The sequence below is a fragment of the Flavitalea flava genome, assembly GCF_054461575.1.
The window spans coordinates 196,600-219,457 of record NZ_JBTLQH010000003.1; the positions used below are offsets into that span (position 1 = coordinate 196,600).

At 46.5% G+C, this 22,858-nt stretch carries 16 protein-coding genes; 11 read left to right on the plus strand and 5 right to left on the minus strand.

Features of this window, described 5'->3' with window-relative positions; translation table 11 throughout:
- The first annotated feature begins 111 nt into the window (after positions 1-111).
- The 9 genes from ACX0G9_RS05425 to ACX0G9_RS05465 all read left to right on the plus strand — a co-directional run bounded on the left by ACX0G9_RS05425 (position 112) and on the right by ACX0G9_RS05465 (position 17,135).
- Entirely contained in the window at positions 112-3,492 is a 3,381-nt protein-coding gene (locus ACX0G9_RS05425) for a SusC/RagA family TonB-linked outer membrane protein (RefSeq protein WP_459063844.1), read from the plus strand.
- Positions 3,493-3,586: 94 nt separating this feature from the next.
- Positions 3,587-5,146, plus strand: coding sequence for a RagB/SusD family nutrient uptake outer membrane protein (locus tag ACX0G9_RS05430; protein WP_459063845.1), 1,560 nt, complete (start codon positions 3,587-3,589; stop codon positions 5,144-5,146).
- 112 nt (positions 5,147-5,258) lie between these two features.
- A complete protein-coding gene (locus ACX0G9_RS05435; RefSeq protein ID WP_459063846.1) occupies positions 5,259-8,591 on the plus strand; it encodes a glycoside hydrolase family 2 TIM barrel-domain containing protein in 3,333 nt (1,110 codons plus the stop codon).
- 11 nt (positions 8,592-8,602) lie between these two features.
- Positions 8,603-10,687, plus strand: a complete 2,085-nt coding sequence (locus ACX0G9_RS05440; RefSeq protein WP_459063847.1) for an MGH1-like glycoside hydrolase domain-containing protein — start codon at positions 8,603-8,605, stop codon at positions 10,685-10,687.
- A gap of 69 nt (positions 10,688-10,756) precedes the next feature.
- A complete protein-coding gene (locus ACX0G9_RS05445; RefSeq protein ID WP_459063923.1) occupies positions 10,757-13,117 on the plus strand; it encodes an aminotransferase class III-fold pyridoxal phosphate-dependent enzyme in 2,361 nt (786 codons plus the stop codon).
- 51 nt (positions 13,118-13,168) lie between these two features.
- Entirely contained in the window at positions 13,169-14,128 is a 960-nt protein-coding gene (locus ACX0G9_RS05450; protein ID WP_459063848.1) for a 2-oxoadipate dioxygenase/decarboxylase family protein, read from the plus strand.
- Positions 14,091-14,384, plus strand: a complete 294-nt coding sequence (locus ACX0G9_RS05455) for an ABC transporter permease (RefSeq protein ID WP_459063849.1) — start codon at positions 14,091-14,093, stop codon at positions 14,382-14,384. Before ACX0G9_RS05450 ends, ACX0G9_RS05455 begins: the two co-directional genes overlap by 38 nt.
- Positions 14,385-14,442: 58 nt before the next feature.
- Complete coding sequence (locus ACX0G9_RS05460) at positions 14,443-15,501, plus strand: carboxylesterase family protein (RefSeq protein ID WP_459063850.1); 1,059 nt, start codon at positions 14,443-14,445, stop codon at positions 15,499-15,501.
- On the plus strand, positions 15,498-17,135 hold the full coding sequence (locus tag ACX0G9_RS05465) for a glycoside hydrolase family 32 protein (protein WP_459063851.1): 1,638 nt from the start codon (positions 15,498-15,500) through the stop codon (positions 17,133-17,135). Before ACX0G9_RS05460 ends, ACX0G9_RS05465 begins: the two co-directional genes overlap by 4 nt.
- On the opposite strand, the gene ACX0G9_RS05470 is transcribed toward ACX0G9_RS05465, so the two are convergent.
- The gene (locus tag ACX0G9_RS05470; RefSeq protein WP_459063852.1) at positions 17,132-17,947 is read right to left on the minus strand and encodes a helix-turn-helix domain-containing protein; all 816 of its coding nucleotides are present in this window, start codon (positions 17,945-17,947) and stop codon (positions 17,132-17,134) included. The two genes, ACX0G9_RS05465 and ACX0G9_RS05470, sit on opposite strands and share 4 nt — an antisense overlap.
- A 288-nt stretch (positions 17,948-18,235) precedes the next feature.
- Here ACX0G9_RS05470 and ACX0G9_RS05475 point away from each other — a divergent pair, with 288 nt between their 5' ends.
- Positions 18,236-18,805: a peroxiredoxin gene (locus tag ACX0G9_RS05475; RefSeq protein WP_459063853.1), complete on the plus strand. Its 570-nt coding sequence runs from the start codon at positions 18,236-18,238 to the stop codon at positions 18,803-18,805.
- Between the two features lie 26 nt (positions 18,806-18,831).
- A complete protein-coding gene (locus tag ACX0G9_RS05480) occupies positions 18,832-19,431 on the plus strand; it encodes a carboxymuconolactone decarboxylase family protein (RefSeq protein WP_459063854.1) in 600 nt (199 codons plus the stop codon).
- A gap of 64 nt (positions 19,432-19,495) precedes the next feature.
- Here the strand turns inward: ACX0G9_RS05480 and ACX0G9_RS05485 are convergent, their stop codons facing one another.
- The 4 genes from ACX0G9_RS05485 to ACX0G9_RS05500 all read right to left on the minus strand — a co-directional run bounded on the left by ACX0G9_RS05485 (position 19,496) and on the right by ACX0G9_RS05500 (position 22,736).
- Positions 19,496-20,341 (minus strand): hypothetical protein, encoded by an 846-nt coding sequence (locus ACX0G9_RS05485; protein ID WP_459063855.1) that lies wholly within the window; start codon positions 20,339-20,341, stop codon positions 19,496-19,498.
- A gap of 219 nt (positions 20,342-20,560) precedes the next feature.
- On the minus strand, positions 20,561-21,454 hold the full coding sequence (locus ACX0G9_RS05490; protein ID WP_459063856.1) for a hypothetical protein: 894 nt from the start codon (positions 21,452-21,454) through the stop codon (positions 20,561-20,563).
- A 33-nt stretch (positions 21,455-21,487) separates the two neighbouring features.
- On the minus strand, positions 21,488-22,291 hold the full coding sequence (locus ACX0G9_RS05495) for a DUF4138 domain-containing protein (RefSeq protein WP_459063857.1): 804 nt from the start codon (positions 22,289-22,291) through the stop codon (positions 21,488-21,490).
- A gap of 55 nt (positions 22,292-22,346) precedes the next feature.
- Complete coding sequence (locus tag ACX0G9_RS05500) at positions 22,347-22,736, minus strand: hypothetical protein (protein ID WP_459063858.1); 390 nt, start codon at positions 22,734-22,736, stop codon at positions 22,347-22,349.
- Positions 22,737-22,858: the final 122 nt, after the last annotated feature.

The following is a 22,858-nucleotide window of genomic DNA, read 5'->3' on the forward strand; positions in this document are numbered from 1 at the left end:
TTTATAACCATTTTCCTTATCCCCACGGGCAACTACTTTTCGCTGTAAGGCGGACCCCGGTTCTTCTATTCCAAACTGTCATAAAAAAAACTGTCTAAACCAAAACTGCTTATGCAAAAGCAAACAAAAAGTCCGAATGGCTGGTTCTTTCAATGGGTTATCCTGCTGCTGGTACTGATTTGTCCCTTAGCGGGCCTGCTGGCGCAGGAAACCACTCCCCATTCAAAGATCAAACTGGGATTCAAAGATGCCGACGTTCTTTCGGTCATCAATCAGATCTCGAAAAAGACCAATCTCAAATTCACCTACAATAAGGATGATCTGAGTAAGGACAAAAAGATCAACATCGAAACGAAGGAACGGAATATACAGGATCTGCTTAATCTCTGCGGTCAACAGGCCGATCTGGTCTTTGTGATCGACAAAGACATCGTCCTGGTCAAACCAAAGGAAAGACATGCGCAGATGGAAGAAAACAAAACCGTGATCGATATCAACGGGTCCGTGTTATCCGGTAAGGGAGAGCCCCTGGCCGGTGCTACCGTGCAGATAAAAAACTCTTCGGCGGGTACCGTCACCGATGCCAACGGGAGATTTTCCCTTACTAATATTGCCGAAAACGCCGTTTTGGAAATTTCCCTGGTAGGCTTTGACGCCATCGAGGAACCTGTTGGCCACCAGCGAAATTTTTCCATCACCCTTTCCTCCAATTCAAAAGCACTGGATCAGGTGGTTGTCGTTGGATATGGCACACAACGTAAAAAAGATGTAATAGGTGCCGTTGCCTCGGTCAATACCAAAAACATGGAGCGGATAACCGGCGGGAATGTAGCCGGATTATTGCAGGGGATGGCCGCCGGAGTCAACAGCGCACCCGGTTCCGGTGATCCCGGAGCAGCTCCTGTGGTATTGGTGAGAGGGTTATCTACGATCGGCAATTCCGATCCCTTATATATCATCGACGGCGTTCCTGGCGATATTGCGGCGATCAATCCCAATGATATTCAGTCGATCGACATTCTGAAAGATGCATCGGCGGCTACCATTTACGGATCACGCGCATCCAACGGGGTCATCATGGTGACTACCCGGCGTGGGAAAGAAGGAAAAGTATTGGTTGGCGTCAACAGCTATATCGGATCGCAAAGCCTGGCCAAACGTTTGCCGCTGGCTAACCGGCTTCAGTATAATACGATCATGAAACAGGTGGCTGCCAATGACGGATCGACACCGCTTGATTTTATTACCAGCGATACCTATGTCGATGCCAACGGAAAAACGCAGCCCTATCCGAATACGGACTGGCAGTCTGCTTTTTTTACCACGGCTCCGGAGAACAAACTGGACGTAACTGTATCGGGCGGTACCAAGGACATGAAGATGAACGTGTCCATGGGACATTACAAACAAAACGGGATTGCCATCCATACGGGTTTTGAAAAATACAACCTCCAGGTCAATTCAGATTTTACCAAGGGCAATCTTAAATTCGGAGAATCCTTTACCTTCTCGCAAGCCAACCGCAGGATGCTGCAGGGCTCCAGCGAAGACAGATCCAACAATCAGAATGCGGGATATCCGCTGGTTTATGAAGTGATCAACCGGGTGCCCGAACATCCTTTATACGACAGCTCCAACGATGGCGGTTTTGGTTCCCGCATCGGATCTCAAATGACCGATGCCGTTAACCCGGTGGGTTATCAGACCCTGGTAGAAGGAACCAGTCAGACAGCTTATTTCCTGGGTAATGTGTATGGTGAATACCAGATCCTGAAACCTTTAAGTTTTAAACTGCAATATGGTTTCAATATGATCAACGGGTATGGGTATACCCATGTTCCTACCTATTATATGGGTGCGATGGTGCAAAACCCAACTGCGCAATTATTCGAATCCCGTGACCGGACCTTTCACGATGTGTTGAATGCCGTCTTCACCTATAACAAACTTTTTAATGGTGTACATTCCGTAAATGCGATCGCCGGTTATTCCCAGGAACAGGATCAATACCGTAACCTGTCGGGCAGCAATAGCGATCTGCCCTCCAATGAACTGCAATCCCTTTACAGCGGGATCGGCAACCAGACCGCAAGCGGAACAGTATTGGAGAGCACCCTGCGTTCTTTATTCGGCAGGGTCAACTATTCCTACAACGGGAAATATTTACTGGCTGCCAGTATCCGCAGAGATGGTTCTTCCCGTTTCTCGGACGTCAACAAATACGGAACCTTCTATTCCGCCTCCGGTGCCTGGCGCATCAGCGAGGAGTCCTTTTTTGAGAAACCCCATTCCATTATCAGCGATCTGAAACTTAGGGCCAGTTATGGCATCCTGGGTAACCAGGGCATCCCGGACTATCTTTATCAGCCCCCGACTGTGAACAACGGCAATTCGACGGTCAACTATCCTTTCGGACCAGGTCTTCGTCAGAAAGTTGCCATCGGCGCCATTATTACCAGTGCTTCTTCACCCGATATACGCTGGGAGCAATCGAAGACCTTCAATATCGGGCTGGACGTATCCATCTTTAAAGAAAGACTGGTCATGGTGGTGGATTATTTCAGGACCACGACTACGGATATGCTGGTCCATCTGCCTTTACCTCCCAGCTCCGGACTTTTGGAGAATCCCTTGCGTAATGGCGGTGAAATGCAGAACAGGGGATTGGATCTTTCGCTCACCTACCGTCAGAACAAGGGCGCTTTCAAATATGATTTTACGGCCAATCTTTCTGTAAGCCGCAATAAGATCATCCGGCTCGGTTATGCCGATGAATCCTATACGGACGGATACCTGGATTATAACAATTTCCCTACTACCTTAACAGCAGTAGGCGGAGAAATCGGTCGTTTCTTTCTCTATAAGACAGCAGGAGTGATCAGGACCCAGAAAGACCTCGATGCAGCGCTGCCCACCCAGCCCAATGCGCAATTGGGGGATGTAAAATTTGTAGATGCGAATAAGGATGGTCAGCTGAATGATGCAGACCGGGTATTTATGGGAAGCGGTTTACCCAAATTTGAATATGGCTTTACGGCGAACTTCTCCTATAAGAATTTTGACCTGAACCTGTTTATCCAGGGAACCCAGGGAAATAAAATGTACAATGGCGCCAAACGATTGATGTGGCAGAACACCAGCTTTAATAAATCCACCGAATTGCTGAATGCCTGGACACCTGCCAATCCGGGATCCAATATACCCCGGGTGACCGTGAACGATCCCAACCAGACTATGGCCCTCCCTTCGGATCTGTTCCTGGAGGATGGATCTTATTTGCGTCTGAAAAGCATGCAGGTGGGCTACCGGTTCAAACTCAAAAATATCAATACCCTTCGGGTCTACGTTGGTGGTGGGAATATTTTTACCATTACCAAATACGCTGGTTTCGATCCGGGTGTCGTCAACTATTCTCCTTTTGCGCGGGGAGTGGATAGGGGTTTATATCCTTTATCCAGAAGCGTGTTTGCCGGTGTAAACTTTGAATTTTAAAAAGCAAATTCTTTGGAAACCTTCTCATCACGGAAATCTTCTCATACAGGAATTTTTCATCACAGGAATCGTTTCATCAAGCAATAAAAAATTTATGAAAAAATATACGATCAGTCTTGCTCTCCTGGTGTTCATCCTGGCCAGCGGCTGTACCAAGGACTACCTGGACAAACAGAACAAGAACCAGCTGCCCGAAAACGCTTTCTGGAAAACAGCCGATCAGGCTCAGCAGGGGATCACCGCCACCTATGCGGCCCTGCATTCGGCGACAGGGGATAAATGGACCTGGTTTGAACAGACCTATATATCGGCGACCTATAAATCCGATGAGATCATGAACAACAAAACACAGAACTATGGGATAGCCTTACATGGTTATACCTACACCACGGATGAATCGACCATGACGAATCTGTGGGCGATGTGTTTTGCCGGTATCAACCGGGCCAATCAATGTATCGAAAATATCCCCGGCGTGCCAGGAGATGCGCAAAATGCGCAAACAGGTATCAGCGATGCTGCCCGAAAATCCCTGATTGCAGAAGCGAAATTTCTCCGGGCTCATTTTTATCTTACCCTGATCAATTACTTTCAGAATATCCCCCTGGTCACGGCCACGCCTAAAACCAATGCGGACTATTATCCAAAAGAGGCGGCACCAGCGGATATCTGGGCCCAGATCGAAAACGATCTGAAGGCAGCGAAGGCAGATCTGCCTCCTTCCCGGGAAGGCGAAGAACTGGGCAGGGTCTCCAGTTATACGGCTCAGGCTTATTTGGGGAAAGTCTATCTGTTCCAGGAAAAATTTGATCTGGCCCAGGCGGAATTCACACCGGTGATCGCTAACCCTGCCTTGGGTTTGCTGGATCATTTCGAAGACAACTTCAATGGTTTGCAGGAGAATAGCAAGGAATCCCTTTTCGAGATCCAGTTCTCGGCTGACCGATCGAACGGGAACGATATGCGTACACCGATGTCCTGGGAGGTCAGTTCATCCGCCCTTGATGGATGGGAACTCTTTTATCCCTCTCCCTGGCTCGTAGACGAATTAAAAACAGACAAACAGACAGATGGTTCTTATAGCGATCGGGTTTATGGAACTATGTTCTTCGATGATCCGAAATCAGTAGCCCCGATGGTCGATGTGCCAGGGATGATCGTGAACTATGCAGATGTAAAGGCCGGTCTGGATTATCCGGTATTCTTCAAAAAATATACTTTACCAACCGATCTTGCCGATAACGGTAGCTATACCGGTATCAATATCAACCTGATGCGGATGGCCGATGTTTACCTCATGCAGGCGGAAACCCTTAACGAATTGAATCAAACCGGAGATGCCACCTTGCTGGTGAACCAGGTAAGAGCCCGGTCGCATGCCGCTCCTTTGGGATCGATGACCCAAAGCCAGCTGCGTACACAGATCCGCCATCATGAACGTCCTTGTGAACTGTCGATGGAATATTGTATCCGCTGGCCCGACCTTTATCGCTGGGCCAGAAGCAAAGTAGCACCGGAGCCCATCAAAAGCACCCTGGTGGCTCATCAGCAGGAATTCGCCGGGAACTTCATAAATGGCAAACACGATATTTATCCGGTCCCTTTATCAGAGATCAGCAAAAACCCAAATATCCACCAGGTATCGGTCTGGTAGGGAGCCTGAATGCCCAAACCAATAAACCATAAAAAGAGCCGGCAATAAAATGGCCGGCTCTTTTAACTACCTCTAAGCCCATCCTCATTCCAGTGCAGGAGAAATAAAATGTATGAAGAATAACAGGATCGTAAATAAACTTTGGCAATCTGCATTACAGGCCGTGATTGTTCTTATTCTTTCGAGACAGGGTGCTTTCTCCCAGGCTCAGTCATCGCCGCCCTCCCCCCTGGAAAAACATTCCTCTCCCTCGCCGAACGATTGGGAAAATCCCCGGTTGGTCTCGCAAAATACATTGCCCCCGCATGCCCATTTCGTAGCCTTCCCTAACGAGCAGGATGCTTTGCTGGAAAAGCCTTCCCCCAACCGCCAAATCCTGGATGGAGAATGGAAATTCAATCTGGCCGCTAATCCTTCCTTACGACCATTGGAATTTTACAAGGATGATTATATTACCAGCACCTGGAAAAATATAAAAGTACCTGCCAACTGGCAGGTGGAAGGCTGGGATAAATTTATTTTTACCGATGTGGAATATCCGATCCCTCCAAACCCGCCTTTTGTTCCTGCTGACGATAACCCCGTAGGATCTTACAAACGAAAATTCACCATACCGCAAACCTGGTCCGGTAAAAAAATAATCATCCATTTTGGAGCGGTCAATTCTTTTTTCTATTTGTGGATCAATGGCCAAAAAGTGGGATTCAGCAAGGACAGCAAGACGCCGGCAGAATTCGATATCACCACCTTTCTGCGGAAAGGAGAAAATACCGTATCGGCGCAGGTCTTCCGGTTTAGCGACGGAACCTACCTGGAGGGGCAGGATATGTGGAAATTAAGCGGGATAGAAAGAAGTGTATGGCTGGAAGCCAAACCGGAAGAGCATGTGGTTGATTATTTTTTAAAAGCAGGCCTTATCAATGATTACAGGGATGGCCTTTTCGATCTGACCGTATACCTTAACCAAACGCGATCCGGAGGATTTATCGAAATAAAATTACTGGACGATCTGCAGGGCAGTAACCAGACCACCCAGCAGGCCGCCCGGAAGGACAAAATAGTTTTCCATGAGCGACGCACCATATTGGCAGGCATACTATCCGGTAAAAGATCCGATAGCGCTGGTATTACCATATTCAACTTCCATACGGTTATTCCGGATATCAGCACCTGGAATGCCGAACAACCCAATTTATATACCCTGGTGATCAACCACCTCGACAAAAAAGGAAGGTTGATAGAAAGCATCGTTCAACGGGTAGGATTCAGGACAATTGAGATCAAACATGGGCTATTATTGGTAAATGGCGTGGCGATAAAGATCAAAGGCGTTAACCGGCATGAACACGATATGATCGATGGTAAAGTGATTAGCTCTGCCAGCATGCTGAACGATATCCGTTTATTCAAACAATACAATATCAATGCCATGCGGACCAGTCATTATCCGAATGGAGAGGATTGGTATTCCTTTTGCGACAAATACGGGATCTATCTGATCGACGAGGTGAACCTGGAATGTGACGGGATGAGTATGGTGCCATCGATCAATACTTTATCGGACAAACCCGACTGGAAGGCCGCCTATCTGGACAGGACCCGGAGAATGTGGGAAAGAGACAAGAACCATTGCAGTATCATTACCTGGTCCTTAGGCAATGAGAGCAGGTTCGGAGATAATTTTGTAGCGACCTATGAATGGCTGAAATCGAAGGATAGTACACGACCCGTTCAGTACGAAGAAGCGCGGGACAATGCGAATACGGATATTATCTGTCCGATGTACAAATCGCTTTCCGTAATGCAGGAATATGTGAAAGAGTGGCGGCCCAGGCCATTTATTCAGGTAGAGTATGCGCATATGATGGGCAACAGCGGGGGCAATCTGAAAGACGACTGGGATCTGATCTATAAATATCCGCAGTTGCAGGGCGGGTTTATCTGGGATTTCTGCGATCAGGCCTTCAAACGAACGGATAAAAATGGCAGATCGATATGGGCCTATGGACGGGATATGGGTAAAGTGGGAAATACCAGCGATACCAGCTTTTGCGCCGACGGTCTGTTTGCGGCGGACAGGAGCCCGCATCCCCAGGCCTTTGAACTGAAAAAAGTTTATCAGCATATCGGGTTCGAGGCAGTGGGGCTTTCCCCAAACCGTATCCGGATCACTAACCGTTTTGATTTTACGAATCTCCGTCAATTTAATTTTAGCTGGACGATCAAGGCAGATGGCCTCGTAGTGGCCAGTGGAGAAATTCCGGAACTCGATCTTGCTCCCCATCAGGAAAAGGAAATACAAATAACCATTCCCCCCATCGCCCAAAAGCCGGCAACCGAATACTTCCTGCTGGTCGGGGCCAGGACGCGCCGGAAGGAGGCTCTTCTGCCCGAAAACTATACCATTGCCTGGCAGCAATTTACGGGGAAAGAATTCCTGTCAAATTCTGCGTCAAATTCTGTTGCTGATTCTGGTGCTAATTCTCCGGCAAAACCCCAGGCCTTTTCGGCAATGCCTCTCCTGAAAAGCGAAACTATTATTCAACAGGACAGCTCCCTGTTTCGGTTGTACAATTCCTCCTTTGCCGTACTCTTCAATAAACGGTCCGGATGGCTGCAGTCCTATGCCTTTAAAGGGATGTCTATCTTAAAAGCCCCATTACAGCCCCATTTCTGGCGGGCAGCGACGGATAACGATATCGGCAACAGTATGCAGATGCGGTGTGCGGTCTGGCAGGATGCCTTACACGAAGCGCGTTTGGACTCTTTTACCGTTAATGTTATTACCGAAGGCCGAATGGAGATCAGAACGGAACATTATTTACCGGCAGTAGATGCGCGGTACTGCACACAATATATCATCTCCGGGAATGGTGATATTCAGGTGAACGTTTCGATGAAGACAGGCAAAAAAGAATTTCCGGAACTGCCGCGTTTTGGAATGAAAATGTTGTTGGATCCTTCTTTCGATAAAGTGACCTGGCTGGGAAGGGGCCCATTTGATAATTATTGGGACCGGCAGGACGCGGCTGACGTAGACGTTTATTCCATGCCGGCGGATTCCCTTTTCCATCCCTATGCAAGGGCCCAGGAGAGCGGTTATCGTACCGATGTCAGATGGATGGCTTTGTGTAATAGGAACGGCATTGGATTGATGGCCCTGGGACAACCGGCCTTCAGTACGGGTGTACTACATTTTAATATGTCCAGACTGGATTTCGATCGTAATGCCGATCACAATAATCATGGAGGCTCGATGGATAATGAAGACCTGATCTGGTGGAATATAGATTACCGGCAAATGGGGCTGGGCGGAGATAACAGCTGGGGTGCTAAAACCCATGCGGAATATACCCTCCCGTATACCGATTATCGGTATACTTTTACGCTTAGACCGGTGGATAGCGCGGATAATCTGCCCGCAAATGCAAAACGTACCCATTAACGTAACCAATAATGCGACCATTACCCCTATTTCTTTATTCCCTTTTTTTCCTTTTTATCCTGCAGCCCGGGGTCGGTGTCCAAGCCCAAAACCAAGCCCAATTCCATACGGGAACCCAACCCCCAACTAAACCCCAATTCAGGAGGGATCAGTATCCGGATGTCCTGAATCTGCATAATTATATAAAGGAGCCCAATGAGTCCGGGAAAAATGTCTTTTCGGACCTGGGAGCCTGGCAGGCATATGCCTTGCCGGAAAGGAAAGAGGATTATGGTGCATTCATCGGACCGTTGTTGATGGATATGGAGGGCCAATGGCTGGCAAACGATTTCTTTAAACTAGAGATAAAAGAGAAGGGCCAGGTCGTTGATCTGGCGGCAGCAAAGGCCGCACTGCATTATTATCCGGGATTACTACAACAGGAATATACGCTGCCAGGCCTGAGCGTATTGCTGCAATTGATCTTTGTCTCCAACAGGACTTCATTGCTCCGGACCAGGATCGTCAATAGGTCTGATGTCAAAAGGACTTTTCAACTGCAATGGACAGGCAAAAATTTAATGCCGGGGGCGAAGGGCGAAGCAACCACCAATCAATTGGGCATACGTTTTTCTAACAATCGGCACTACCTGCGCATTCATTTTGAAACGGGCAAAGGGACCGGCGGACCGGATCGTAACCTTACCCTATCCATACTGCCTTCGGAGCCGTCCGCCAACGCGCAAAAAGCCCTACCGGAAACCTACCTGGCTGAACTAAAAGAAATAAGCATAGCTCCCCATGCCCGAAAGGAGATATTTCAAACGCAGGAATTTTATTTGCAAACCGAAGAGCTCCCTGCCGCCTGTCCATCATATCATTTCGATAGGGAGCTTAAAAAGAACGAAAGAAGATGGAACACCTATCTCGGTAACTATTTTCATACCATAAATAACCGCCTGGTGCAAAAACGCTACCGGGATCTGGCTGTAAAATCGATCAGTACGCTCCTTACGAATTGGCGTTCTGCGGCAAAGGATATCCTGCATGACGGCGTATTCCCCTCTGTCTCCTATCAGGGCTTTTACGGAATATGGAGTTGGGATAGCTGGAAACAGGCGGTGGCCTTAAGTTATTTTCATCCTGCCCTTGCAAAGGACAATATACGATCGATGTTCGATTACCAGGAGAAGGGCGGCATGGTAGTGGACTGTATCTATACCGATAAAAAAGAGAACAATGCCAGAGACACAAAGCCGCCACTCGCTGCATGGGCCGTTTGGAAAGTGTTCGAACAAGCAGGGGATACGGCCTTTGTGCGGGAAATGTATCCGAAGCTGGTAAACTATCACCAATGGTGGTATCGGGACAGAGATCATGACGGGAATGGGCTTTGTGAATACGGATCTACGGATGGAACGCGGATTGCGGCGGCCTGGGAGAGCGGCATGGATAATGCCGTACGCTTTGACAGCGCAGTCATGCTGAAGAACCGGGAAGGGGCCTGGTCGCTGAACCAGGAGAGTGTTGACCTGAACGCCTATTTGGATGCCGACAAACTATATTTGCAAAAGCTGGCATCGGTTTTACACAAGGGGGGAGAAGGAAAGAATTGGTTACAACAACGCAAACAATTGAGTCGGCAAATCAATGAACAATTTTTTGATACGGTCAGCGGCTATTATTATGACCGGCTGTTTACTAAAAAAGAACTTATTGCGGTAGAAGGAACGGAAGGCTGGATCCCTCTATGGGCAGGTATTGCGGACAAATATCAGGCGAGGGCCGTAAAAAAGATAATGGCGGACAAACAAAAATTCAATACCAAAGTTCCCTTGCCGACGTTCACGGCCGATCATCCAAAATTCGATCCGGGCAATGGATACTGGCGGGGACCGGTATGGCTGGACCAATTTTATTTTGGGATAGAAGGATTGAAACGATATGGTTACGGGAAATGGGCGGAAACATTAAAAGACCGGTTATTCATGAATGCAAAAGGTTTATTGGGCGACGGCCCCATCCGGGAAAACTATCATCCGCTGACCGGTAGGGGATTAAACGCAGTAAATTTCAGTTGGTCCGCTGCACATATTTTAATGCTGCTGCGGAACTAAGGAGAAAGACACGAATTCGAAAGACACGAAAAATTTGTATCATCATCAAAAAGGAAATCTGTGAAGAAAATGGAATCAACCGGACATAAAAGCGCTATGGAACAAGATATAGACGCCCCCCAAAAAACTACTAGCTTCTCCGAACAGGAAATTATTGGCCTTGTTGCCGAACATTACGGCCTTACCGTAAGGGTAAAGACCCTGAACGGTTATGAGGAACAAAATTTCCTGATGCAGGGAACCAACGAAAAAAAATATATCTTAAAAATCGCTACAGATGCCCAAGGTTATGATTTCCTGGATGCCCAGCTAAAAATAATCGGGCTTTTATCCGGGCCCGGTCTGGCGGATAAATTTCAAAAGTATCAGCTCAACCGGAATGGCAGTGAAATAACGCTCATTAAAAGAGGGGGCATTAACTATTATCTGCGTGTGTTAAGTTATCTCGAAGGGGAATTTTGGGTAGAGGCTAGCCAGCATCCGGAAGAACTGCTGCTGGATCTGGGTCGTTTCCTGGGAGGGATGGATCTGGCCTTACGTGATTTCAAACATCTGGCCATGCACCGGCATTATGAATGGGATATCGCAACCACCCTGGACGCACGAAGAAATCTGCGTCATATCAAAGATCATGAACGCAGAAGGATAGCAGGCTATTTTTTCCAGCAATTCGAAACCGTAGTGACACCGCAACAGTATTCCTTGCGGAAAGCCTATATTCACAACGATGCCAATGATTATAACGTACTGGTGAAAGGTAGCCAGGTAAGCGGTCTGATCGATTTTGGAGATATGGTCTATACGGATCTGATCAATAATGTTGCCGTAGCCTGTACCTATGCCTTGTTCGGACAGAAAGACCCTGTTGCCGCCGCTGCGTTGGTGGTAAAAGGGTATCACGAAAAATATCCGCTCACGGAACAGGAACTTTCCCTGCTTTATTATCTTATCGCGGGCAGACTATGTATAAGTGTTACCCAATCTGCCTATAACGCCTCCCTGGGCAGTGCAAACGAGCATCATTTCATAACGGAGCGCTCTGCCTGGAATTTACTCTTCCAATTAATAAAGACGAACCCGGTCAGGGCGCAGAACGCATTTTATCTCGCCTGTGGTTACCAACCCCTTATAAACGAACAGGATGAATATGCCGGCTTGTTGAAAGAGCGTAACACCTGTATCGGGAAAAATCTGAGCGTCAGTTACAAAAAAAATATAAAGATCGTCAAAGGGGCATTGCAATATTTGTATGATGATAAGGGGAATACCTATCTGGATTGTGTAAATAATGTCAGTCATGTCGGCCATTGTCATCCAACCGTAGTAAAGGCTATGCAAACCCAGATAGCCACCTTGAATACCAATACCCGTTATTTACACGATGGCATTGTCGACTATGCCAAAATGCTGACAGCTACCTTGCCGAAAGAACTAAGTGTTTGTTATTTTACCAACTCGGGGAGCGAGGCCAATGACCTGGCCATCCGGATGAGCCGTCATTTTACCAAACAAAAAGATGTCATCGTGTTGGACCATGCCTACCATGGGACATCTACCACGGCCATTGAATTGAGCCCCTATAAATTTGACGGCAGGGGCGGTTTTGGTAAGATGCCTTATATCCACAAGGCAAAAAATCCTGATCAATACAGGGGAGAATACAGGTATGCCGATAAAGAGGCAGGGCCGAAATATGCGGCAGACATCCAACGTATCCTAAACGGACTGAAAGAGGACCGAAAGGGTCCGGCCGCCTTTATTTGTGAGACTCTTTTAGGGGTAGGAGGGCAAATCCCTTTGCCGCCGGGATACCTCCAGGATGTTTACCGGTATATCCGGGCTGCCGGGGGAATTTGTATTGCCGATGAGGTACAGGTGGGGTTTGGAAGGGTAGGGGAATGTTTCTGGGGATTTGAATTACAAGGCGCAGTCCCGGATATGGTAGTCCTGGGCAAACCCATTGGAAATGGTCATCCTTTGGCAGCAGTGGTGACCACACCTGCCATTGCGGAAGCCTTTAACAACGGGATGGAATATTTTAATACATTTGGCGGAAATCCGGTATCTATGATCACCGGAATGGCCGTGTTGGAGGTGATCCGGGAGGAGGAATTGCAGCGGCATGCGCTGGAGGTGGGCAATTTCTTTATGGATGGTTTGAAGGGGTTGATGACCAAATATCCGATCATCGGGGATGTAAGGGGATCCGGCTTATTCATCGGTGCGGAAATGGTGCGGGACCGGGAAACCCTGGAGCCGGCAGTTCCGGAAATCGATATCGTGGTGGAAAAAATGAAATACAGGGGATTTCTCATCAGTACCGACGGGCCATTGCACAATGTGCTGAAAATAAAGCCGCCGGTCATATTTTCGAGAGAAAATGCAGAAACATTTATAGCCAACCTGGATGAAGTGTTGAGCGAGTTTTAGCCTAACTTTATACAAAATTTCGAACCAGACAGCATAATAAACCAGAACGCTATGGCAGCTAATCAGATAAATGAAGAAATGGCGGACAATAATAATGCAGACAATATCAGTAAAGACCATAAAGTGTTAGACAAGGTCATGAGGGGATTAATGGACCGGTACCAGAGCCGGGTGCCCGATGTATCGGCCATAATTGCCGCCATGATCGAAGAACAGGTTATCGGCAGCAAGGATGAAATAGAGAACGACCATATAGCCTTCCGGACGATGGGGGTTCCCCATTTGGGTATCCAATCGCTGGAAAAGATATTCCTGCATTATGGATACCAAAAAAAAGACCGGTACTATTTTCCCGAAAAAAAGCTGGATGCCTATTGGTATGCTCCTCCGGCGTCCAACTATCCCCGGATCTTTGTCAGCGAGTTATTGGTAGGGCAACTATCCGAAACAGCCCAACGGATCATACATAAGTATACCGATGAAGTCATATCGGATCCGGTGGATCGGCTGGACCTGGATAATGGAGAAGCCGTGGACCGCTTTCTGCATAGCGCTTTATGGCGTACCCCGACCCTTCAGGATTACAAGGCCCTGGCGGGAGAAAGTGAATATGCGGCCTGGGTTATTTATAACCGCTATTATCTGAATCATTTTACCATCAGTGTACATAATTTGAAGGAAGGCTTCAATACCGTAGCCCTTTTTAATGAATTTCTGGAGCGTAAAGGATTTCGCCTGAATAATGCGGGAGGAAAGATCAAGACAAGTGCAGATGGCGCCTTGTCACAAAGCTCTACCGTAGCAGGCATGGTGGAAGCCAGCTTTGCAGGCGATGAAAAGGAGGTGATCGCCGGATCTTATGTGGAATTTGCAGAAAGAAAAATACTGGCCCAATTTAAGGATCTGGAAGAGGATGTTATCGGGCGCGGTCACCGCCGGGAGGGGTTTGAGGCCAATAATGCGGATAAAATATTTGAAAGTACATATTCCTCTCAGACAGGCAAGCAGTGATCTGACATCCGGCATTGTCCGGCTTTTATCCAACGACTTTTTGAAATTGGTGGCCGTGGCGATGGTCATTGCCACGCCGATTTCCTGGTGGGCGATGAACAAATGGCTGCAGGCCTTTACCTACCGGGTTCCGCTCAGTTGGTGGATGTTTGGGGCGGCGGGTCTGCTGGCCTTGCTGATAGCTTTGTTTACGGTAAGTTTTCAGGCCATCAGGGCCGCATTGGTCAATCCGGTAAAGAGCCTTCGGTCAGAGTAAGAAAAATATTCTTATATTTAAATACTAAATAGTATCCCTTTCTAACAATAAACGTCAAATGAAAATTAACCTTCGCCAGCCCATGAAAAACAGCCTTCGCCAGTACCTTCAAAATAGTCCGTATAAAAAGATCAGTTTGTTCCTATCCTTTTTCCTGATCCTTTTTTATACCAATGCGCAGCAAACCGCCCAAAAATTCATACAGGAGACCCGTTATCTGCTTTATCTGCCGGAAGGCTATACAACCGATACGGCAAAGTCCTGGCCCCTGATCGTCTTTTTGCATGGTTCCGGCGAAAGCGGCGAGGATCTCGAAAAAGTAAAGAAACACGGACCTCCCAAATTGGTGGAAGGCGGCAAACAATTCCCATTTATCATTGTATCTCCCCAGACCTTGCAGCAAAAAGGATGGCAGCCTGAAGTGCTTATCGATTTGATCGGGGACATTAAGAAAAAGTACAGGGTGGATGAAGAGCGGGTATACCTGACCGGTCTTAGTATGGGCGGGTTTGGCACCTGGAGTCTCGCGGAAAAATATCCGCAGGTATTTGCGGCCATCGCTCCGATCTGCGGAGGAGGGGAGACCGACAAGGTTTGGAAACTGGCACACATGCCGGTATGGTGTTTTCACGGCGCACTGGATAATTCGGTACCTATAGCTTCTTCGCAACGAATGATCGATGCGCTGAAGCCCTATAACAAAGACGTAAAATTTACAATTTATCCGGAGGCCAATCATGATAGCTGGACAGCCACCTACAATAATGACACCTTGTATACCTGGTTCCTGGCACAGAAGAAATTTAAATACCAGGAAGTCCCGGTTTCATCCGCCGTGTTGAAAGGTTATGAAGGATCTTACATAAATGCCAAACAGGATACCCTCAAAATGGTGGTGGAGGACGGAAAATTAATAGCCCTGCCTCCCAAACAACGGTTTGGTTTAAAGGCAGCTTCACCCACCGAGTTTTTCCTTAACGAACACGATCTTATTCATGTAACTTTTGAAAGCGGCAAAAATGGACAAACGAGTGGTTTTGTGGTTTATGGCAATGAAAAAGATACCTTTAAGAAACTTCCTGACCGTAAGGTAACTGCCCGTAAAGTAAAATTATGACCGCACGCTTATTCATCCTGGCTTCCATCCTGTTAACAGGGGCATTGTTCGTCCATGTCCAAACAACGAATGGCCAAACGACAAACGCGCAAACGGCAAACGCCCAAATTACAAATGCCCAAACCTACCGTCCAGGTTTCCATTTCACCACGGATAGCAACTGGATCAACGATCCGAACGGTCTTGTTTATTATAAGGGAAGATATCATTTGTTCTGCCAATATAACCCGTATGGAGACAAATGGGGCCATATGAGCTGGGCCCATGCCAGCAGCACTGATCTTTTTCACTGGGAACAGGAGCCCCTGGCCATCAAAGAATTTTCCAATAAGGATGGGAGTGTAACGATGATTTTCAGTGGTAGTGTGGTAGTGGATAGTTTTAACACCTCCGGTTTCGGTAAAAAAGGACAAACTCCACTGGTGGCCATTTTCACTTCGCATATTGACAAACAGGCGCAGCATCAAAGCATAGCCTTTAGCCTGGACGATGGGAAGACCTGGGAACGGTACAAGGGTAATCCGGTCCTGGATATTCATTCCACCGAATTCAGGGATCCCAAGGTGTTCTGGTATTATCCGGAGAAAAAATGGGTCATGGCCGTTTCCAAACCCGATCAGTACAGGATCCGGTTCTACGAATCAAAAAATCTTAAGAACTGGAAATACCTCAGCGAATTCGGCGGTATCGGCAATATGGATAATGTATGGGAATGCCCCGATCTTTTTGAGGCCCCCGTTGAGGAGAGTAACGTTGCGGAAAATAAGAGTGTAGGAAGTAAAACTGAGGGGAGTAATGGCGTAAAAGTAAACAACGGAAAAAAATGGGTCTTAACCGTTTCTGCAGGGCATGCGCAAAAAGGGTTTGTAGCGATGCAGTATTTTGTCGGTGATTTTAATGGCCATTCTTTTACCGTAGATCCCAATCCTTATCCCTTGTATGTAGATTATGGCAAGGACTTCTATGCCGGGATTACGTTTAATGACCTGCCGGCAACAGATGGAAGAAAGATTTTGTTAGGCTGGGCGAATGACTGGAAATATGCCAATGATATTCCAACCAAAGGATTCCGGGGACAATATGCAACCCCCAGGAGTCTTCAGTTAAGAAAAACCGGTGAGCAGGGCTTCCGGCTGATCCAATCCCCGGTTGAAGAACTTACCCCTATGGCAAAGGATATTCAAAATTTAGGGAATCTGGTGGTCAATGACGGGATCAAAGAATTGCCGGCCACCGGAGACGCTTCCCTGGATATTGAATTCGATCTTAAACTGGATAATGCAGAGGAAGCCGGACTTTTCTTATATAAAAGCGGTGAAGAAAAGACGGTGATCTCGCTGGACAGGAAAAAAGCAGAGGTGCTGCTGGATCGTACGAAATCCGGGCAAACGGAATTCAGCGATGCGTTCTCCAGTGTGGATGCGGTTAAGGTTGGCGGATCTTCGGACCGGTTTCATTTTCGAATACTGGCCGATCAATGTCTGGTAGAAGTTTTTGTCAACGGCGGTGAATATGTAGTAACGGATCTCGTATTTCCAAAGGGGCAGCAAGGCGGACTCGAACTTTTCTCCAAAGGAGGTGCCGCGTTATTCTCCAACGTCATCATTCGAAAAATGAACAAGACAATGCATTAGCAATCCCTCCATCCGGTCCCTTCCGCATTTCCGGAAAAATAATGCCGGGGATGGTGGCCGGAAAATTCCTTGAACTCATGAATGAAATGGGATTGGTCATAATACCCACAATCGTAAGCAATTTCCGTCAGGGATTTACCGGTATGGTTATAGGCCCCCAATGCCGTTTCGAAACGCAGGAGCCTGGAAAATAACTTAGGGGTGAAACCGGCATACTGGGAAAAAGCCCTTTCGAACTGACGTTTGGAAAGAAAGAATTGATCTGTCAGGGAATGGATTGGCAGAAGTCCTTTTGTATGGACGATCTGGCGGATAGCGGGGATTACCCGGGAGGAACCGGCCGCATTCAACCGGCTTTCCAAAAAATCAGCAAGGATCCGGCTTCGCTCCTTATTGTCTTTTGCCACCATCATTTTTTCAGAGAGCATATCTCCCGTCTTTCCTAACAAACTCGTCAGATCTACCATAAGATTACTGATCGTGGCAGCCGGGATTCCCAATAAAAGAGGAACGGCAAAAGGATACAGAAAGGCGCCGAATAACCCGAAGGTTTCCGAAGTGCGGAACCGGCGGAAATACTGGGATTGGCCATTGATCCCTGTTAAAAATGATTTTTCGGTTTTATCTCCCTCCAGCAGTTCGACAAAAGTCCCCTGATAATGAAAACAAAGTTCCGGGCAGCCACAGGCCATACTCCGGTGTGTATAGGTCCCGTCTCCTGGTCCGTCGCAGGAAGGATCTCCCTCCAGGACCCAGAAATACCGTACATAGTCTGCCAGCAAGGGGCCCGCACTAATGGTATAGTAATTCATCGGAAGGAAAGTTAGGCAAACTATTTCAATTAATATAGATTTTGTCTATCAGATTATAGAAAACAATGATCATTGCCTATGAGCAACTTACCTATCTTTGCACTCACCCGATCGCCCGGTAAGTTAAGCTTCAAGTCAGCCAAGCTCCGGTAAACGATAACATATTACGACGAAAGCCTGCCTGCAAAATGAGCTCTTTACCTGAGCTCCATTGAAAAATTAGGTTCATTTAAAGGGATGAAATTTATTAGGGATGAATTTTTTTAAACGTTAAAAACAATTTAATATATGTCCAACAGAGTTTTATCAATTGGTGAAAAGTTTCCTGCATTCAGGAAAAAAGCAGTGGTTTCTATCGAAAAAGGCAAAGAATTTACGGAGATAACCAATGAGCATGCGATTTCGGAAGGCAAATGGACCGTTTTGTTTTGGTGGCCAAAGGATTTTACCTTTGTTTGCCCAACGGAAATAGCTGAATTCAATAAAAAACACAGCGAATTCACCGACCGCGATGCAGTTCTGATCGGCGCTTCGACCGATTCTGAATTTGTCCATGCTGCCTGGAGAAGGGATCATGCAGATTTGCGCGATCTTAAATTCCCCATGCTGGCTGATACTTCCAAATCCCTGGCGGAAGAATTGGGGATTCTGGATAATGAAGAAAAAATAGCCTACCGTGCAACTTTTATCATAGATCCTCAGGGTATCGTCCGCTGGGTTAGCGTTTATGACCTGAATGTAGGCCGTAGCGTACAGGAAGTGATCCGTGTATTGGATGCTTTACAGACCGACGAGTTATGCCCCTGCAACTGGAAAAAGGGTGAAGAAACCCTGACGGCACAATTAAGTCTTAATTAATTAGGCCTTTATTAAAAATAAATAACATGAGTGCAACAGCAACCATATCAAATGAAACATTTATCAACTTGCTCAGGGATCTGAATATTCCTGATTACGAACCTTCTGCGAACGTACAGGCTTTGCTGACGGTAGAAGGGCGTTTCATCAAGGATTTAAAGATCAATGTAGGAAATGTGCTGAACAATACTCAATACCTGGACCGGAAGGAAGCCCTGTTATTGGCATTAGCCGTTGCGGTGAATGAACGTTTCGTTCCTTTACAGGAATCTTTTACCGGATTGGTGAAAGAGGCAGGGGCTTCTGAAGCCGAGATCGCCGAGATCATCGCCTGCACCTCTCTGATGAATACCAATAATGTATTCTACCGGTTCCGGCATTTTATGCAAAAAGATTTTTATAACAATCAGCCTGCCGGTATTAAAATGAGTATTATGGCCAGTCCGGTGCTGGGTAAGGAATTTTTTGAACTGGCCAGCCTGGTCATATCATCGATCAATGGCTGTGAAATGTGCGTCAGCTCCCATGAGAAATCCGTGTTACAACATGGAAGCTCTGAATCCAGGGTTTTTGAAGGGGTGAAATTGGGCGCGATCATTAAAGGCCTGATCACTGTACTTTCTTAATCGTTCATTGTACAAATAAAAGGGCTGCCCGAAAAGGTGGCCTTTTTTTATGCCCTCCCTATATTTAAAGCGAGATTGATTTATATCCTTCCCTGTCAATAATCACCAGCCGTATAAAATGTTTGGCACCCGGATTGTTCTGAACAAAACCCTGAAAATCTTTTTCCAGAAAGGCAAGTATCGTGGCGAGGCGAATGGCCTGTGGGAGGTTCATTTTAAATTTATGGAACCGGGAAAGATTTCCGGAGAACAGATCGAGGTAGAGGGGGTCTTTGATAACCGATTTCAAAAAATCTGCCCTAAGGGAAAGTTCTGATGTACGCAGGTCCATGCTAAAGAGGTTGATCCTTGTGGCCAGGTCTTTGACCAGGATAGCTTCCATCCGGCCCAGAATATTTTTTGAAAACCTTCCCTGACCGATACAGGCGATCCTTCCGGGAAATTGGACGGCTCCCCGTAACAGGGCAGGAACCTCATATTTGTGTGTTGGGTGAAGACGAAGCCCTATACGGAATTTACAGATATAGGTCTTTGTAGTCGTATAATTATAATGGGTGATCAATATCGAGGTTTCCTCCATAGGGAAATCTTTATTTGGCATATTTTCAATCTTCGTTTTTAAGAAATTCGCTAATTTTTTAAGGCAGACCGGAAAATCAATTTGTTTGTTCTTCAGATCGTCATGCGTAACTTTAAACTCCTCGACTAATTCACCAATCTTTTTGTTTTGAATACGTAAATTCTCGGAAACAGAAACGGTGGTATACTGATTCAACATAAAAAGAGTGTCCGGTAAATCAGCATCCTTTTTTAGTTTATTGGCAGGATTAGCAGGATCGACAGGAGTTAACAGGGAATGTGAGATGATCGCAACGCCGTTTTTTGCAATAACAGAGGCATTAAAACTCATGGCAAAATTTTAAGTAAATGTTTTATATAAATGAAAAAGGTAAATAAAAATCGTAATGGATGGGTAAATGAAAATGGTAAATGAATGGGGTAAATAAAAGAAGGGTACGGATATATTACTAACCCCTGGTGTTTTTGTTTTGTGTCTGCGACCGGTCTATGACCGGCCGCAGACGGGTTGAGAAATAATGTTTAGAAAACCGTAGTATTGCCAGCGGTATCATTCTATTTTCCGGGTTCTTTTCTTCGCAGGCTTTTTCACTGAAACAGAATTTTCCGGTTCATTGACTTGCGATGGATCAAGGACTTCCCGGGTTTCCTGTGTTTGCCCGGCTTCCAGGACTCCTTCGTCTTCCGGCTGCTTTTCATCTTCCCATTCCAGATCGAATCCGTCATCGGGATCCGGGCTGATTTCTGCTTCGGGCATAACGTTGGTCCCTTTTCTTCGGGTAGTTTTATCCGTTCCATTGGTTATTTTGTAAATGTTGATCTTGCTATTAAACGGATCTGCTGTGATTAATCCTTTTTCCGTTTTTATCCCATAATCCAAGGCCACCATTTGCAGGTTCCCTCGCTGTAAGGACCTGATTAGGTGGGTTTTTTGATCCTCCTTTTTTAATTCCACAATGGGATGCTCCTGAAGGGCCTGCTCGATGTTAAACTGGTACCCGAATATCTGGTTGGTTCTGTAATTGTTATGCATGGTCTTTTCGGAAAAATCCAATTGGACCCAGGCATTGTATTTCACGCCATCTTTATTGATAAGATTTTTATACACTGCCCTTCCCTGCAGCAAATTGAAGGCTTCCTTACAGGTGATCCCAATTCCCTTGCTGATATAGAAGGTCTGTCCTTTGTCCTGCTCCGGGTCATCGCCGCAGCGAAGCAAGGCGTAATATTTATTAAAAAAATAGATATCGCTTTGGTCACCTTTTTTGAAATAAAGAACCGCTTCAAGTTTATGGTCACCCGAGTAAAAGGTCTCATAAACCAATTGGAATTCTTTATTTTTTTTGGCTACTTCCGCTTTTAAATCATCGGTAAGCGGACTGTTTTCTCCAAACCCGAGATATTTTAAATTTTCCAGTAGATACGTAAGGTTTTCTTTCACCATTTTTTTTGTTTTAGCATGATTAATCGTTGTCATTTAAATTACCCGGGCATTGACTATGGCAAAATTATTTGCCTCTACTTGTAAATGTCTGCCACCATTCTTTTCTATTACCTGGATTACCAATCTGCCGGACGCTGGCAAGGTGAACCTGGGTAAGACTGCCACTGCGTCTTCGCGGGATTTTCCGGGTATCGTCCGTCCGTTCCCATAAAAATACAAGGGGGCCAATTCAAGGGTGGCTGGCCGGGCATTCCTGGAGCCGCGGGTATCCGTTATAAAAAAACGAATAGAGTCGACATCATAATCCAAATGGGAATGATTGCAAATAGCCAATTGAAAAAACAGAAGCTCCTTCCGGGTATAAATTCCCTTTACCTGAAAGACCATCTTAAATGTCCGGTCGCTTAGATAATAGACCTTCCGTTTGGCGGCAACAACTTTCTCGCAACAGCTTTGCCAATCACTTCCTTTTGCCTGCAGCATCTTTTTTCGGTAAAGGGAATAAGAATATCCCTTGAATAACAGACTGTCGGCTGTTGGCAACTGACCTGCCTCCTGGATACTATCTACCCACCGGCTGGTGTCGTTTGCCCTGATCATTGCCGGCGCTCTTGCATGAGCCGTCGGAGCCGACGAATCTATGCTCACATTTGGCCGGGCATACTTTTTTGTGCGCGCTGCTGCCCGTGCAGCCTCGTTTCCTAATGAAAGGCGGATGACCGTCGATAAAAAATTGCTGAGGCCATCCCGGCCCGGTGGACTACCCGACTGGGCCGATAAACCTGCAGTCAGGCCAATACAAAAGCTTCCCGTCAGGAGAGCGGTTCTTCGCTTCATGTTTTACATTTTTAAGATTAATGAATAATGATTAGCATAAAAAATACTGCTCCACTCAGCCTGCTTCATGCCACAGACTTAACAGCTCTTCCTTATCCAGGTGAATGGAGCAGTATTTTTTTGTTTTTGAATCGATAAAATTGTTGATAGCCACCCGGAACGGGTAGGCATGCATACTGGAAAGAGCAATATTCTTTTTTAATATAGACCGGAGGAGGGATAAGAGCTCTTGTTTTTCCTTTTTTTTAATGGCGGCATCGCGGATGCCTGGTTCCAATTGTTCCTTCAGCGAATTGGAAAGCAGAAATAAATCTTCTTTCGATCCGGGTTTCCCGGGCCCAGTCTCACAGGACCCGGGGCCCCCGGAAAGGTCAGTTTTTCTGGCAATCCGTCTCCGGATGCCAAAAAAAACTGAATATTTATACCAGTTGATTGAGTAAAGCATGACACAGCGTTTTTCTATTTGGCGACAATCTTTCTTTTCACCCGCAGGAACTTCTGCCCTCCGGAAATCAAAAGTACAGTCGAAAACAGCCCTCCCAGATTGATTGATGTCACAGAAGATAC